Here is a 16363-nt window from a genome sequence, read left to right as displayed (position 1 = left end):
GTGTTCGGACGTCGCAACAAGAAGGGTGCCGCCGAGGACGCGGCGGGCGAGCCCGAGCAGGTCGTCGACATCGACACTGAGGCGGACGACGACGGTACGCGCGAGCGCGTACGGCTGGAGCCGGAACCGCGGCCCGACGGGCCGTGGGACAGCTCCGAGGTCCGTGAGCCCGGCGAGGGCCGGGTGGACCTGGGCGGCCTGTTGGTGCCGGGCGTCGACGGCATGGAACTGCGCGTGGAGGTCGCGGGTGACGCGATCGTCGCGGCCACCGTCGTGCTGCGCGACAGCGCCATTCAGTTGCAGGCCTTCGCCGCACCCAAGCGCGAGGGCATCTGGGGCGAGGTGCGCGAGGAGATCGGCTCGGGCATCACTCAGCAGGGTGGCATCATCGACGAGGTCGAGGGACCGCTCGGCTGGGAGCTGCGGGCCCAGGTACCGGTTCAGCTGCCGGACGGCACGGGCGGTTTCCAGGTCGTGCGGTTCGTCGGTGTGGACGGACCCCGCTGGTTCCTGCGCGGTGTGATCTCGGGTCAGGGCGCCGTGCAGCCACAGGCCGCCGGTCTGCTCGAGCAGATCTTCCGGGACACGGTCGTGGTGCGCGGCGAAGGCCCGATGGCCCCCCGTGACCCGATCGTCCTGCAGCTGCCGACCGACGCCCAGATGGTCCCCGAGGGCGTGCAGCAGGAGGAGGCCGGTTCGCGCTTCTCCGGCGGCATGGGCCAGCTCCAGCGCGGACCGGAGATCACCGAGGTTCGCTGAGACTCGTAGAGACATCAGGGCCGTACCCCTCAGGGGTGCGGCCCTTTCTCGTGCGTGAACTCTTGACGGTGCATTGGTCTGTACCTACCGTCTCGGCCCAACGCGCCGTTCATAAAGGCGCTTCACGTTCACATACGAGAACGGAAGGCCCCCCGCGCATGCGCAGAACCGCACTCCTCACGGCCGCGGCCGCCCTCGTCGCCGGTGTTCTCGCCTGGCCCGCCGACGCCGCTCCCACCACCTTCGTGCACCCCGGAGTCACCGTCTCCAAGGGGCAGTTGGACTTCACCCGCTCCAAGGTCAACGCCGGCGCCCAGCCCTGGAAGGGCGCCTTCGACCGGATGATGGCGAGCAAGTACGCCGATCTGAACCGCACTCCCAAGCCCCGCGCGGTCGTCGAGTGCGGTTCGTACTCGAACCCCAACTACGGCTGCACCGACGAGCGCGAGGACGCGATAGCCGCCTACACCCAGGCCCTCGCCTGGTACATCACCCGCGACGAGCGGCACGCCAAGAAGGCCATCGAGCTGATGGACGCCTGGTCGGCCACCATCAGGGACCACACCAACAGCAACGCGCCCCTGCAAACGGGCTGGGCCGGCTCGTCCTGGCCCAAGGCCGCCGAGATCATCAAGCACACGTACACCGGGAACTGGGCGAACTCCGGCCGGTTCGCCACCATGCTCCGCACTGTGTACCTGCCCGAGATCATCAACGGCTCGAACTCCAACGGCAACTGGGAGCTGTCGATGATGGAGGCCGCCGTCGGCATCTCCGTCTTCCTGGAGGACAAGGTGTCGTACGACAAGGCCATGGGGAAGTTCCGCACCCGTACCGCCGCGTATGTGTACCTGTCCTCGGACGGCGATCTGCCGAAGACCGTGCCGAGCCAGAACCTCAACACGCGCGAGAAGATCGTCAACTACTGGCAGGGGCAGTCCACCTTCGTCCCCGGCCTCACCCAGGAGACCTGCCGCGACTTCACGCACACCGGCTACGGCATCTCCGCGATCTCACATGTCGCGGAGACCAGCCGCATCCAGGGGCAGGACCTGTACGGCACCGACGTCGGCGAGCGGCTGCGGCACGCGCTCGGGTTCCAGGCCAAGTACGAGCTCGGTGAAGGCGTGCCCAGCTGGCTGTGCCGGGGCTCGCTGAAGCTCGGGCTCGGCCCGGTCACCGAGGTCGGGCACAACGCCCTGGCCAACCGTCTCGGCCATGCCATGACCAACACCGAGACGCTGAACACGCGCAACCGCCCGTCCGGCAGCAACAACCTCTTCGTGGCCTGGGAGACCCTCACGCACGCCGACAACCCCAGCTGAGTCCCCACGACGTACCTGGCGGGAGCGTCAGAGTTGCGTCAAAGACGCTCCCGCCGCCGCACCCGGCCCCATTTGTCGCGAATATTGGCCGTAAGGTCGACGCTGCGTAGGCAGCAGTGGCCGGAACACAATGAGGAACATGGGACGCGGCAAGCTTCGGATCTATCTCGGTGCGGCACCGGGCGTCGGCAAGACGTACGCCATGCTGGCCGAGGCGCACCGGCGGGTGGAGCGGGGCACCGACTGCGTGGTCGCGTTCGTGGAACACCACGGCCGGCCGCGCACTGAGGTGATGCTGCACGGCCTGGAGCAGATACGGCGCAAGGACCTGACGTACCGGGGGAGCGCCTTCACCGAGATGGACGTCGACGCCGTCCTGGCCCGGCATCCGCAGGTGGCGCTCGTCGACGAGCTGGCCCACACCAACATTCCGGGCTCGCGCAACGCCAAGCGCTGGCAGGACGTGGAGGAGCTGCTCGCCGCCGGCATCGACGTGATATCGACCGTCAACATCCAGCACCTGGAGTCCCTCGGTGACGTCGTCGAGTCGATCACCGGCGTACGGCAGCAGGAGACCGTGCCGGACGAGGTGGTGCGCCGGGCCGACCAGATCGAGCTGGTCGACATGTCGCCACAGGCACTTCGGCGACGGATGGCGCACGGCAACATCTACCAGCCGGACAAGGTCGACGCGGCCCTGTCCAACTACTTCCGGCCGGGGAACCTGACCGCACTGCGCGAACTGGCGCTGCTCTGGGTGGCCGACCGCGTCGACGAGTACCTGAAGCAGTACCGCAGTGATCACCGGGTGTCGAAGATCTGGGGATCGCGGGAACGGATCGTCGTGGGCCTGACCGGCGGCCCGGAAGGGCGGACGCTGATCCGCCGGGCGGCCCGGCTCGCGGAGAAGGGCGCCGGCGGCGAGGTGCTCGCCGTCTACATCGCCCGCAGTGACGGCCTGACCTCCGCCTCGCCCAAGGAGCTGGCCGTCCAGCGCACCCTGGTCGAGGACCTCGGCGGCACCTTCCACCACGTCGTCGGGGACGACATCCCGGCGGCCCTGCTGGCCTTCGCGCGCGGCGTCAACGCCACCCAGATCGTCCTCGGCTCCTCGCGCCGCAAGAGCTGGCAGTACGTGTTCGGACCTGGGGTGGGCGTGACGGTGGCCCGGGAGTCGGGCCCCGACCTCGACGTGCACATCGTGACGCACGAGGAGGTCGCCAAGGGGCGTGGTCTGCCCGTGGCCCGTGGGGCGCGCCTCGGCCGGGCGCGGATCATCTGGGGCTGGTTCACCGGCGTCGTCGGCCCGGTGCTGCTCACGCTGCTGCTGACCCATGTCGACGCCGACCTCGGTCTCGCCAACGACATGCTGCTGTTCCTGACCCTGACAGTGGGCGCCGCCCTGCTCGGCGGGCTCCTCCCGGCACTCGCGTCGGCGGCGGTCGGCTCACTGCTGCTGAACTGGTTCTTCACACCGCCCGCCCACACACTGACCATCGCCAACCCGAAGAACCTGCTCGCGCTCGTGATCTTCGTCTTCGTGGCGGTGTCCGTCGCCTCCGTGGTCGACCTCGCCGCCCGCCGTACGCACCAGGCGGCACGTCTGCGCGCCGAGTCGGAGATCCTCTCCTTCCTCGCGGGCAACGTGCTGCGCGGCGAGACCGGCCTGGAGGAGCTGCTGGAGCGGGTCCGCGAGACCTTCGGCATGGAGTCCGCGGCCCTGCTGGAGCGCGCGAGCGACGTCGACCCGTGGACGTGCGCGGGCCGGGTGGGCCTGGAACGGGCACTGCAGCGGCCCGAGGACGCGGACGTGGACGTGCCGGTCGGCGACCACATGGCCCTCGCGCTGACCGGCCGTGTGCTGCCCGCCGAGGACCGCCGTGTGCTCGCCGCCTTCGCCGCGCAGGCCGCGGTCGTCCTGGACCGTCGCAGGCTCCAGGAGGAGGCCGACCAGGCCAAGGAACTGGCCGAGGGCAACCGGATCCGTACGGCACTGCTCGCCGCCGTCAGCCACGACCTGCGTACACCGCTCGCGGGCATCAAGGCGGCGGTCTCCTCGCTGCGGTCCGACGACGTGGCGTGGTCCGAGGAGGACGAGGCCGAGCTGCTGGAGGGCATCGAGGAGGGCGCCGACCGGCTCGACCACCTCGTGGGGAACCTCCTGGACATGTCCCGGCTGCAGACCGGGACGGTGACGCCGCTCATCCGCGAGATCGACCTCGACGAAGTGGTGCCGATGGCGCTCGGCGGGGTGCCGGAGGACAGCGTGGAGCTGGACATTCCGGAGACGCTGCCCATGGTCGCCGTGGACCCCGGGCTGCTGGAGCGGTCGGTGGCCAACCTGGTCGAGAACGCCGTCAAGTACAGCCCGGACGGCGGCCGGGTCCTCGTCGCCGCCAGCGCCATCGCCGAACGGGTCGAGGTCCGCGTGGTCGACCGCGGTCCCGGCGTGCCCGACGAGGCGAAGGAACGCATCTTCGCGCCCTTCCAGCGTTACGGCGACGCCCCGCGCGGGGCCGGAGTCGGGCTCGGGCTCGCGGTCGCGCGCGGCTTCGCCGAGGCGATGAGCGGCACGCTCAACGCCGAGGACACGCCGGGCGGCGGCCTCACCATGGTGCTCACGCTGCGGGCGGCAGGATCGCACGCGGCGCTTCACGAAGAGGGGGGCGTGCCAGTGGAGCGCCCCGTGGAACCCGAAAGGCAGGCCACATGCTGAGCCCGACCGGGGGGACCCCCCAGGCCCCCACGAGGGTACTGGTGATCGACGACGAGCCGCAGATCGTGCGTGCCCTCGTGATCAACCTCAAGGCCCGCAAGTACGAGGTCGACGCGGCCCACGACGGGGCCACCGCCCTCGAACTCGCGGCCACCCGCCACCCCGACGTGGTCGTCCTCGACCTCGGTCTGCCCGACATGGACGGCGTCGAGGTGATCCGCGGGCTGCGCGGCTGGACCCGGGTACCGATCCTGGTGCTGTCCGCCCGGCACTCGTCCGACGAGAAGGTCGAGGCGCTGGACGCGGGCGCCGACGACTACGTCACCAAGCCCTTCGGCATGGACGAACTGCTCGCCCGGCTCCGCGCCGCCGTCCGCCGCGCCGAGCCGGTCGGGCCCGGCGAGGACGACGTGACCACGGTGGAGACCGAGGCGTTCACCGTCGACCTGGCCGCGAAGAAGGTCAACCGGGGCGGAAAGGACGTACGCCTCACCCCCACCGAGTGGCATCTGCTGGAGGTTCTCGTCCGCAACACCGGGCGGCTCGTCAGCCAGAAACAGCTGCTCCAGGAGGTGTGGGGGCCGTCGTACGGCACGGAGACGAACTACCTGCGGGTGTACATGGCCCAGCTGCGCAGGAAGCTGGAGGGTGATCCGTCGCACCCCAAGCACTTCATCACGGAGCCCGGGATGGGCTACCGGTTCGAGAAGTGAGCGGTGGGGCGGGCCGGCAGCGGCTGGTTCGGGCGTCGGCACCGGGGGTACGAGAGTGTCGGTGCACCCCGGTAGGCTTCAAGACATGAGTGCTGTTCCTCGTTCGGAAAAGTCGGTGGGCCGGTTCCGGCGCATGCTCGACCGGCTCTCCTCGTCGCAGGAGGACCTGGAGTCCGAGGAGCTGCGTGAGGACGCCGAGACGACCGGCTGTACCAAGATCGGTGACTGCCGTGACCGACAGATAGTGACGGTTACTGGTACGTTGCGCACGGTCACCCTGCGGCCGCGTGCGGGAGTCCCCGCCCTGGAGGCCGAGCTGTTCGACGGCTCCGCCGCCCTGGACGTGGTGTGGCTCGGCAGGCGCTCCATAGTCGGGATAGAGCCGGGGCGCCGGCTGATCGCATCGGGCCGGGTCTCCATGAGCCGGGGCCGCCGGGTGCTGTTCAACCCGAAATATGAACTGAGACCCCTCGGACGGGAGTAGCCGGTGACGTCGCTCGACAAGCCGACTGAAGACACCACCGACACCACCGCAGACGCCGAGCAGAATGCCCGGGCGGTGACCGAGGCTGCGCTGTTCGAGGCCTTCGGCGGCATGCGCGGCATGATCGAGACGGTGCTGCCCGGTCTGCTCTTCGTCACCATCTACACGATCAACAAGGATCTGCACCTCTCGGCCATCGCCGCGCTTGCGGTGTCCCTGGTGCTGGTGGTGGTGCGCCTGGTGATGCGGGACACCATCAAGCACGCGTTCAGCGGCGTCTTCGGCGTCGCCTTCGGTGTCGTGTTCGCGATGATGACCGGCAACGCCAAGGACTTCTACCTGCCCGGCATGCTCTACACGCTGGGACTGGCGCTCGCGTACATCATCACGACCCTGTGCGGCGTGCCGTTGATCGGGCTGATCCTCGGGCCGGTGTTCAAGGAGAACCTCTCCTGGCGCACCCGCAATCCCGGGCGCAAGAAGGCGTACGCGAAGGCAAGTTGGGCCTGGGGCCTGATCCTGCTCGCCAAGTGCGCGATCCTCTTCCCGCTGTACTGGTGGGCGGACACCACGCAGTTCGGCTGGGTCCTGATCGCCCTGAAGATTCCACCGTTCCTGCTGGCCGTGTGGCTGACGTGGGTCTTCCTGGCGAAGGCGCCCGCGCCGATCGACGTGTTCGCGGAGATGGAGGCGGCGGAGAAGGCCGAGCAGGAGCGTAAGGCTGCCGCCGGCTCGGCCGAGTAGGTACCCGCTGTTGGTGCCGTTGGTGCGCCCCTGTCCGGGGGCTGCCGCCCCCAGGCCCCCGCTGTCGGCCTGAACGGCCTCGTCCTCAAACGCCGGACGGGCTTGATTGTGCCGGCCGGCCCCCCAAAGCGAAGGGCGCCCTGTGATCCCCAGGGCGCCCTCCGCCGTCGTATGCCCGCAGGGCTAGCCCGCCGCGTCCTCGCGCCGCACCGACAGCAGGTCCTCCAGCTGCTCCTCCCTGGCCTGGGCGGCCACGAAGAGGAGTTCGTCGCCGGCTTCCAGGGAGTCCTCGCGGGACGGGGTGAGGACCCGGGTGCCTCGGATGATGGTCACCAGGGAGGTGTCCTGGGGCCATTCCACGTCGCCTACCTGGGTGCCGGCGAGGGCCGACTCCTCAGGGAGGGTCAGTTCGACGAGGTTGGCGTCGCCGTGGCTGAAGCGCAGGAGGCGGACCAGGTCGCCGACCGAGACCGCTTCCTCGACCAGGGCCGACATCAGACGGGGGGTGGAGACGGCCACGTCGACGCCCCAGGCCTCGTTGAACAGCCACTCGTTCTTGGGGTTGTTCACACGGGCCACGACGCGCGGTACGCCGTACTCCGTCTTCGCCAGCAGGGAGACGACCAGGTTGACCTTGTCGTCGCCCGTCGCGGCGATCACCACGTTGCAGCGCTGGAGGGCTGCCTCGTCCAGCGACGTGATCTCGCAGGCGTCGGCCAGCAGCCACTCCGCCTGCGGGACGCGTTCGACCGAGATGGCGGTCGGCGCCTTGTCGATCAGAAGGACCTCGTGGCCGTTCTCCAGCAGTTCGCCCGCGATCGAGCGGCCCACCGCACCGGCACCGGCAATGGCGACCCTCATCAGTGACCGCCCTCCTCTTCGGGACCCTTGGCGAACGCCGCCTCGACCTTGTCGACCTCGTCGGTGCGCATCATGACGTGCACCAGGTCGCCCTCCTGCAGCACCGTCTGCGAGGTGGGCAGGATCGCCTCACCGAGCCGGGTCAGGAACGCGACGCGGACGCCCGTCTCCTCCTGCAGCCTGCTGATCTTGTGGCCCACCCAGTCCGTGGACGCGTGCACCTCGGCGAGCTGCACGCCGCCGGTGGGGTCACGCCACAGCGGCTCGGCGCCCGAGGGCAGCAGGCGGCGCAGCATCTGGTCGGCCGTCCAGCGGACGGTGGCCACGGTGGGGATGCCGAGGCGCTGGTAGACCTCGGCGCGACGGGGGTCGTAGATCCGGGCAGCGACGTTCTCCACGCCGAACATCTCGCGGGCCACGCGCGCGGAGATGATGTTGGAGTTGTCACCGCTGGAGACGGCGGCGAAGGCGCCCGCCTCCTCGATGCCCGCCTCGCGCAGGGTGTCCTGGTCGAAGCCGACGCCGGTCACCCGGCGGCCTCCGAACCCGGGGCCCAGCCGACGGAACGCGGTGGGGTCCTGGTCGATCACGGCGACCGTATGCCCTTGTTGCTCCAGGGTCTGGGCAAGAGCGGAGCCCACCCTTCCGCAACCCATGATGACGATGTGCACGGCGCTTACCCCGCACTCCTCGTGAGGCGTCTGACTTGCGTGAACGTGGTGCTCATATCCTTCTCTCGGTTCGCCGGGCAACAGGCGCGGGCCGGTCGGGGACCGCTGGGCAACATCATGCCGGGGAATCCCGTCGATGATCCCCCGCGGTACGGATCGTGGGCTCGCGTGTGCCTTCGTCCACCGTAACCTCCGGGTCCGACAGGCCGACCGGGGCGTCCCGCCCCCTTCGCGCCCGCCCGCTCAGCGGCGGTTGAAGCTGCGTAGGCTGGCCAGAGTCAGGACGCCGAGGCCGGCGAGCGAGACGAGGACTCCGACGAGCTGAGCGGTCGTCTGCGACATGAGGTCTCCCGGTGGTGATGAGCGTTGAGACGGGGTGATGAGCGTTCAGGCGCAGGTCATGGAGGCATGGCGGCGCCGAACGGATCGGCGCGAGGCGCGAGCGCGGCCCGGAATTCACCCCGGCGCCGCGCGTGATTTCACCCGGATGTGCTCCGGCCCAGGCAGGGGGCCTACGATTCTCTGTTGTGTCCAAACTGACCGACGTGCCCAAACGGATTCTGATCGGGCGCGCGCTGCGCAGTGACCGGCTGGCGGAAACGCTCCTGCCGAAGCGCATCGCACTGCCCGTCTTTGCCTCCGACCCGCTGTCCTCCGTGGCATACGCGCCCGGAGAAGTACTGCTGGTCCTCTCCATCGCGGGCGTGTCGGCGTACCACTTCAGCCCCTGGATCGCGGTCGCGGTCGTCGTGCTGATGTTCACCGTGGTCGCCTCCTACCGGCAGAACGTGCACGCCTACCCCAGCGGGGGCGGTGACTACGAGGTGGCGACCACCAACCTCGGCCCCAAGGCGGGCCTGACGGTCGCGAGCGCCCTGCTCGTCGACTACGTCCTGACCGTCGCCGTCTCCATCTCCTCCGGCATCGAGAACCTCGGCTCCGCGATCCCGTTCGTGGTCGAGCACAAGGTCGAGTGCGCCGCCGCGGTGATCCTGCTGCTGACGGTGATGAACCTGCGCGGCGTCCGGGAGTCCGGCGGCCTCTTCGCCATCCCGACGTACGTCTTCGTCGTGGGCGTCTTCATCATGATCGCGTGGGGCGCGTTCCGCGGGCTGATCCTCGACGACACCATGCGGGCACCCACGGCGTCGTACGAGATCAAGCCGGAGCACCAGGGGCTCGCGGGCTTCGCGCTCGTCTTCCTCCTGCTGCGCGCCTTCTCCTCCGGCTGCGCCGCGCTCACCGGTGTCGAGGCGATCTCCAACGGCGTGCCGGCCTTCCGCAAGCCCAAGTCGAAGAACGCGGCGACCACGCTGGCGATGATGGGCCTGCTGGCCGTCACCATGTTCTGCGGCATCATCGCGCTCGCCATGGTGACCAAGGTCCGCATGGCCGAGAACCCGGCCGTCGACCTGATCAAGGACGGCGTCGCGGTCGGCTCCGGCTATGTCCAGAACCCCGTGATCACCCAGGTCGCCGAGGCCGTCTTCGGCAAGGGCAGCTTCTTCTTCATCGTGCTCGCCGCGGCCACCGCGCTGGTGCTGTTCCTGGCGGCCAACACCGCCTACAACGGCTTCCCGGTGCTCGGCTCGATCCTTGCCCAGGACCGCTATCTGCCCCGCCAGCTGCACACCCGCGGCGACCGGCTCGCCTTCTCCAACGGCATCGTGCTGCTGGCGGGCGCGGCCATGCTGCTGGTGTGGGTCTACGGCGCCGACTCCACCCGCCTGATCCAGCTGTACATCGTCGGCGTGTTCGTCTCCTTCACGCTCAGCCAGACCGGCATGGTCCGCCACTGGAACCGTCTGCTGAGGACGGAGAAGGACCAGGCCAAGCGCCGCCACATGATCCGCTCCCGCGCGATCAACACCTTCGGAGCCTTCTTCACCGGCCTGGTCCTGATCGTCGTGCTCGTCACCAAGTTCACGCACGGCGCCTGGGTCGCGCTGCTCGGCATGGTGATCTTCTACGGCGTGATGACGGCGATCCGCCGCCACTACGACCACGTCTCCGAGGAACTCGCCGCCCCCGAGGGCCCGAGCGACGACAGCGTACGGCCGTCCCGCGTGCACTCGGTCGTGCTGGTCTCCAAGATCCACCGCCCGGCCCTGCGCGCCCTGGCCTACGCCAAGTTGATGCGCTCGGACACCCTGGAGGCGCTCAGCGTCAACGTCGACCCGGCGGAGACCAAGGCGCTGCGCGAGGAGTGGGAGCGGCGTGGGATCGAGGTACCGCTGAAGGTGCTCGACTCGCCCTACCGCGAGATCACGCGGCCGATCATCGAGTACGTGAAGGGGCTGCGCAAGGAGTCCCCGCGCGACGCCGTGTCCGTGATCATCCCGGAGTACGTCGTCGGCCACTGGTACGAGCATCTGCTGCACAACCAGAGCGCACTGCGGCTGAAGGGCCGGCTGCTGTTCACGCCGGGCATCATGGTGACCTCGGTGCCCTACCAGCTCCAGTCGTCCGAGGCGGCGAAGGCCCGGGCCCGCAAGCGGCAGGACTGGAACGCACCGGGAGCGGTGCGGCGGGGGCCGGCCCAGGAGCGGGTGAAGGAGCCTGCGGAGCCGGACGCCAAGCGCTGACGGGGCCCAGTGCTGACGGATGCCCAGCGCTGACAGGAGCCCAGCGCTGACAGGGGCCGGGGGCGCGGTCGGGAGCACGTAGACTGGTGGGCTGTTGTCAGGCCCGGGCCGCTGAAGAGCGCCGTCGAGGGCCGCGCCGTCCCGCCTCTCGATCTGGAGTCACCCCACCATGCAGGCAGAACAGAAGAAGTCGCTGGTGGGGGAGGAGTACGAGGTCGAGATCGGCCCCGTCGCCCACGGCGGGCACTGCATCGCCCGCACGGACGCGGGCCAGGTCCTGTTCGTCCGGCACACCCTGCCCGGCGAGCGCGTCGTGGCCCGGGTGACCGAGGGCGATGAGGGCGACCGTTTCCTGCGCGCCGACGCGGTCGAGATCCTGTCGGCGTCCAAGGACCGCATCGAGGCTCCCTGCCCCTTCGCCGGGCCCGGCCGCTGCGGCGGCTGCGACTGGCAGCACGCCAAGCCGGGGGCACAGCGCCGGATGAAGGGCGAGGTCATCGCCGAGCAGCTGCAGCGGCTCGCGGGACTCACGCCCGAGGACATCGGCTGGGACGGCACGGTCATGCCGGCCGAGGGCGACAAGCTGCCGGCCGGGCAGGTGCCGCAGTGGCGGACGCGCGTGCAGTACGCCGTCGACGCCGACGGCCACGCCGGACTGCGCCGGCACCGCTCGCACGACGTCGAGCCGATCGACCACTGCATGATCGCCGCCGAGGGCGTCAGCGAACTCGGCATCGAGAAGCGCGACTGGACCGGCATGGCGGGTGTCGAGGCGATCGCGGCCACCGGTTCGCAGGACCGCCAGGTGATCCTGACGCCGAGGCCGGGCGGGCGCCTGCCGATCGTCGAACTGGACCGGCCGGTCTCGGTGATGCGGGTCGGCGAGAAGGACGGCGGCGTCCACCGTGTCCACGGCCGCCCCTTCGTCCGCGAACGCGCGGACGGCCGTACCCACCGGGTCGGCAGCGGCGGCTTCTGGCAGGTCCACCCGAAGGCCGCGGACACCCTGGTGACGGCGGTCATGCAGGGCCTGCTGCCCCGTAAGGGTGAGATGGCCCTCGACCTCTACTGCGGCGTCGGCCTCTTCGCCGGCGCCCTCGCCGACCGCCTCGGCGACAAGGGCGCGGTCCTCGGCATCGAGTCCGGCAAGCGCGCGGTGGAGGACGCCCGGCACAACCTGGCCGACTTCGACCGCGTGCGGATCGAGCAGGGCAAGGTCGAGTCGGTACTGCCGCGTACGGGGATCACCGAGGTGGACCTGATCGTCCTGGACCCGCCGCGGGCGGGCGCCGGCCGGCAGACGGTGGCGCATCTGGCGTCCCTGGGGGCGAGGCGCATCGCGTATGTGGCTTGCGATCCGGCGGCGTTGGCCCGGGACTTGGGGTACTTCCGGGAGGGGGGGTATCGGGTGCGGATGCTGCGGGCGTTTGATCTGTTTCCGATGACTCATCATGTGGAGTGCGTGGCGATTCTCGAGCCTGCTGCCAAGGGGGCCTGAACTGCAGGTTCGCCAGCCCGAGTGGTTCCCTCGACCTGATTCCCTCCGCACAGCACATGGATCCGGTGGCAGGGAGGTCCGGTGGACCCCAGCAGGTCTGGGCGACCGCCCAACCGGCGATCACGTACCGGAGGCAGGTCGGTAGGGACGAACTCCGCTCCCGCACCGATACAGACGGACCCCATCCCCGGGACCGAGGGGATCGAGGCGCGCGAGCCGCACGCCGTCAGGCCAAGTGCCACGGAGAAGGATTCTCCGGTCACCGCTCCGACGCCGCGGGCACGAAGGAGCCGGGAGGCTGATGCTACGCAGGCAGCCCGTAGGAAGCGGCAAGATCCGTAGAGCTGCTGCCTGACCCGGTGTCATGGGCGGGGCGTCGGTCCATTCTGCGCCCGTGAGGTTTGCCTACAGGTCCTCGCGCACGAAGCGACCATGGGCGTGGCGGCGGCCGCCACGGGCGACGCCCTGTGTGGCGCACACCGCGCGCGCCCGCGTTTCATGCCGAGTGCGGTTTCGATGAGCGGGACGAAGTCGCATCGGCCTGCCGTCCCGCGGGCCAGGTCGGCCAGTACGGCGGAGTCCTCTGCCTTGGGCACCATGACCGGGCATCCGTGGTCGGCCGCCACGCGCAGGTCCGCCTCGGACCACGAGGTCCCGGGCGCGTTGGTCCGCGACAACGCCGCGGCCTGGCTCGCCCTGTGCAACCGCACGAACGTACGGGGACCGGTCCCGGCACGAAGAGGAGGCTGCGGGCGGAGAGGATCGGGGTCATGCGACGTGCGAAGTTCGGTGCGGTCCAACGGAGCGTGCCGCGGGCCACTCGGTGTTCGCCGGCGAACACCGGCCGACGCCGCCACCATGCCACCAGCGAGGAACGCCACAGCATGAGCACTCTCGACATCCTGTCCGAGGACGAGCGGTTCGTCGTCCACACGGTGCGCGACTTCGTCGACAGGGGGGTGAAACCGGTCGTCCGGGAACTGGAGCGCGCGAACACCTATCCCGAGGCTCTGATCGAGCAGATGAAGCGGCTCGGCGTCTTCGGCCTCGCCGTCCCGGAGGAGTACGGCGGCACTCCCGTCTCCACCCCGTGCTATGTCCTGATCACCGAGGAACTGGCCCGCGGTTGGATGAGCCTGGCGGGCGCGATGGGCGGCCACACCGTGGTCGCCAAGCTGCTGCTGCACTTCGGCACGGAGGAGCAGAAGCGCCGGTACCTGCCGAAGATGGCCACTGGCGAGGTCCGCGCGACCATGGCCCTGACCGAGCCGGGCGGTGGCTCGGACCTGCAGGCCATCCGCACGGTCGCCCGCAAGGACGGCGATCGCGGATTCGTGGTCAACGGGGCGAAGACCTGGATCACCAACTCCCGCCGGTCCGGCCTGATCGCCCTGCTGTGCAAGACGGACCCGGACGCCGTGCCCGCCCACCGGGGCATCTCGATCCTGCTGGTCGAGCACGGTCCCGGGCTGACGGTCTCCCGCGACCTGCCCAAGCTCGGCTACAAGGGCGTGGAGAGCTGCGAGCTGACCTTCGAGGACCACCGGGCCCCGGCCGAGGCCGTACTCGGCGGTGGGGAGGGCAGGGGCTTCGCGCAGATGATGAAGGGGCTGGAAACCGGCCGTCTCCAGGTAGCCGCACGCGCCCTCGGCGTCGGCCGGGCGGCCTTCGATGACGCCCTCGCCTACGCCCAGGAGCGGGAGTCGTTCGGCAAGCCGATCTGGCAGCACCAGTCGGTCGGCAACTACCTGGCGGACATGGCCACTTCACTGACGGCGGCCCGTCAGCTCACCCTGTACGCGGCCCGGGAGGCGGATGCCGGCCGTCGGGTGGACATGGAGGCGGGCATGGCGAAGCTGTTCGCCTCCGAGACCGCCATGCAGATCGCCCTCAACGCCGTGCGCATCCACGGCGGTTACGGCTACTCCACCGAGTTCGACGTCGAACGCTACTTCCGTGACGCCCCGCTGATGATCGTCGGCGAGGGCACGAACGAGATCCAGAGGAACGTCATCGCGAGCCAGCTCGTCAAGCGCGGTGGTCTGGACACATGAGGATCGGTGCCCGTGTGACGTGGTCTGCCTACGTCCTCCGTCACAGCTCCGGCAGACGCAGGGCGAGCAGGGCCACGTCGTCGGTGCTGCCGGGCGGCATACGGGCGAGCAGCTGGTCGCACAGCGTGTCCAGCGGTGTGTGGGCGAGCGCGAGGGCGTGGCGACGCAGCCGGTCCAGGCCGGTGTCGAGGTCGCTGCCTGGGATTTCGATCAGCCCGTCGGTGTAGAGCAGCAGGGTGGAACCCGGCGGCAGGGGATGCGTGGCGTCCGGCCGGCCCCCGCCGGTCCCCACCGGGGCGCCGAGGACGAGTCCCTGGCCGGCTTCGAGGTACCGCGCGTCTCCGCCGGGGGGCAGGAGAAGAGGCGGCGGATGTCCGGCGCTGGTCCAGTGAAGTGTCCATGGGCCGGTGTGCGGGTCGCCCTCGACCTGTGCGAGGACGAGGGTGGCCATGGGGACGGTGGTGATGGCGGGCATGGCGTCGTCGAGGCGGTCGACGACGGCGCCGGGCGGTCCGGTGTGGTCCCAGGCCAGTGACCGCAGGATGCCGTGCAGTTGGGCCATCCCGGCGGCCGCGGTCAGGTCGTGGCCCACGACGTCGCCGATGACCAGCGCGAGCGTGCCGTCCTTCAGCTCGAACGCGTCGTACCAGTCGCCGCCGACCTGGGAGCCTGCGGGGGCGGGCTGGTAGCGGGCGGCCAGCCGCAGACGGCCGGGCTGGGGCAGCGGGGCGAGCAGGTTGCGCTGCATGGCCTCGGCGACGGCGCGCTGGCGGCCGAACCGCCGTGCGTTGTCGATGACCAGACCGACCCGGCGGCCGATGTCACTCACCACCTCCAGGTCGGCGGCGTCGAAGGGATGCGCCGGATCGGTGCGCACCACCGTCAGGGCACCGGTGATCTGCCGACTGGAGCCCAGCGGCACCGTGATGGCGGATGTCGCACCCACCGTCCGCAGGAAGTCGCTGTGGGCGGCGGCGAGGGGAGAGCCGGGCGATGCGGTCGCCTCCGCCTCGTCCTGCGCGGAATGAGCGTCCTGCTCGTCCTGCCCGCCCTGAGCGTGCTGCTCGTTCTGCTCGTTCTGCAGTACGGGATCACCTCCGTGCAGCACCTGGACAAGAGCCGAGCGGTCCGCCTCCCCGGTCTCGGGAAGGCGCTCGCGCCCGCCCTCCAGCCTGGCGTCCCGGCCCGCGGGGCCGGTCACCGCCACCCGGTGGACCCGCCCGGAACCGGTCCGGAGGTCCACCGCCGCCCAGTCGGCGAGGCGGGGAACCAGCAGGCGGCCCAGCCGGACGAGGGCATCGTCGGTCTCCAGGGTCTGGCCGAGGACGTCGGTGATCTCCGCGACCAGCGTCAGCCGCTCGTTGAGGTCCTCCAGGGCACTCGCGTAGGCCGCACGCTCCCGGGGCGTGCGGCGGTCGCCGGTGATGTCGGTGAACAGCACGGCCATGCCCTTGAACGAGCCGCCGTCCGTCAGGGGAGAGGCGAACCACGAGATCGTGACCAGGCGACCGTCACCGCGCACGTAGCTGTCGCCCTCCCCGCGCGCGGCGGCCCCCTCGGTGAGTGCCCGGAGCAGCGGGCACTGCTCCCGCAGGAGCGGGCCGCCGTCCGTGTCCCGGTGCAGCAGCTCGTGCGCGTCCTTCCCGCGTATCGCACGGGTGGCTCGGCCCAGCAGCCGTTCTGCGGCCGAGTTGACTGCGAGGATCCGGCCGGCTGGATCCACCACCATCAGGGCCGTGCTCAGCTGCTCGACGACCTGCCGCCAGAAGTCCGGCTCGGCCGACGGCCACGCCTGCCCTTCCCCTCCCGCACCGGGCACCGCATCCTTCACCACGCCGCCCTCCAGCCATGGCAGCCTCCGACCGAAGACCACGGGCGCATCAGGGGAACCGACACGTCAGTACCGATGGCCCTCAGTACCGACGGCTCTCAGTACCGATGGTCCCCAGTACC

General features: G+C 70.2%; 12 protein-coding genes. 9 read left to right on the top strand and 3 right to left on the bottom strand.

The features are described 5' to 3' along the window. The 6 genes from OHT51_RS10490 to OHT51_RS10465 all read left to right on the top strand — a co-directional run bounded on the left by OHT51_RS10490 (position 1) and on the right by OHT51_RS10465 (position 6741). Positions 1-759, top strand: a complete 759-nt coding sequence (locus OHT51_RS10490; RefSeq protein ID WP_328422478.1) for a DUF3710 domain-containing protein — start codon at positions 1-3, stop codon at positions 757-759. A gap of 158 nt (positions 760-917) precedes the next feature. Continuing rightward, positions 918-2084, top strand: a complete 1167-nt coding sequence (locus OHT51_RS10485) for an alginate lyase family protein (protein ID WP_328878648.1) — start codon at positions 918-920, stop codon at positions 2082-2084. A 139-nt stretch (positions 2085-2223) separates the two neighbouring features. Then, positions 2224-4800, top strand: coding sequence for a sensor histidine kinase (locus OHT51_RS10480; RefSeq protein WP_328878647.1), 2577 nt, complete (start codon positions 2224-2226; stop codon positions 4798-4800). Then, entirely contained in the window at positions 4794-5513 is a 720-nt protein-coding gene (locus tag OHT51_RS10475) for a response regulator (protein WP_328878646.1), read from the top strand. Before OHT51_RS10480 ends, OHT51_RS10475 begins: the two co-directional genes overlap by 7 nt. Positions 5514-5598: 85 nt before the next feature. Next, complete coding sequence (locus OHT51_RS10470; RefSeq protein ID WP_328878645.1) at positions 5599-5997, top strand: OB-fold nucleic acid binding domain-containing protein; 399 nt, start codon at positions 5599-5601, stop codon at positions 5995-5997. Positions 5998-6000: 3 nt separating this feature from the next. Then, on the top strand, positions 6001-6741 hold the full coding sequence (locus OHT51_RS10465) for a DUF3159 domain-containing protein (RefSeq protein WP_328878644.1): 741 nt from the start codon (positions 6001-6003) through the stop codon (positions 6739-6741). Between the two features lie 183 nt (positions 6742-6924). On the opposite strand, the gene OHT51_RS10460 is transcribed toward OHT51_RS10465, so the two are convergent. Continuing rightward, a complete protein-coding gene (locus OHT51_RS10460) occupies positions 6925-7602 on the bottom strand; it encodes a potassium channel family protein (protein ID WP_062670424.1) in 678 nt (225 codons plus the stop codon). After that, positions 7602-8273: a potassium channel family protein gene (locus OHT51_RS10455; RefSeq protein ID WP_328422468.1), complete on the bottom strand. Its 672-nt coding sequence runs from the start codon at positions 8271-8273 to the stop codon at positions 7602-7604. Before OHT51_RS10455 ends, OHT51_RS10460 begins: the two co-directional genes overlap by 1 nt. Positions 8274-8800: 527 nt before the next feature. Here OHT51_RS10455 and OHT51_RS10450 point away from each other — a divergent pair. The 3 genes from OHT51_RS10450 (at position 8801) to OHT51_RS10440 (ending at position 14410) form a co-directional block, all read left to right on the top strand. After that, a complete protein-coding gene (locus tag OHT51_RS10450) occupies positions 8801-10858 on the top strand; it encodes an APC family permease (protein WP_328878643.1) in 2058 nt (685 codons plus the stop codon). A 169-nt stretch (positions 10859-11027) separates the two neighbouring features. Then, positions 11028-12356 (top strand): class I SAM-dependent RNA methyltransferase, encoded by a 1329-nt coding sequence (locus tag OHT51_RS10445; RefSeq protein ID WP_328878642.1) that lies wholly within the window; start codon positions 11028-11030, stop codon positions 12354-12356. Positions 12357-13240: 884 nt separating this feature from the next. Next, positions 13241-14410, top strand: coding sequence for an acyl-CoA dehydrogenase family protein (locus tag OHT51_RS10440; RefSeq protein ID WP_328878641.1), 1170 nt, complete (start codon positions 13241-13243; stop codon positions 14408-14410). A 40-nt stretch (positions 14411-14450) separates the two neighbouring features. Here the strand turns inward: OHT51_RS10440 and OHT51_RS10435 are convergent, their stop codons facing one another. Beyond that, on the bottom strand, positions 14451-16241 hold the full coding sequence (locus OHT51_RS10435; RefSeq protein ID WP_443052703.1) for a SpoIIE family protein phosphatase: 1791 nt from the start codon (positions 16239-16241) through the stop codon (positions 14451-14453). Positions 16242-16363: the final 122 nt, after the last annotated feature.

This window comes from Streptomyces sp. NBC_00299, assembly GCF_036173045.1.
GTDB lineage: Bacteria > Actinomycetota > Actinomycetes > Streptomycetales > Streptomycetaceae > Streptomyces > Streptomyces machairae.
Note: the sequence above shows the minus strand (reverse complement) of the source record. Positions and strands in the feature narration are given on the sequence as shown.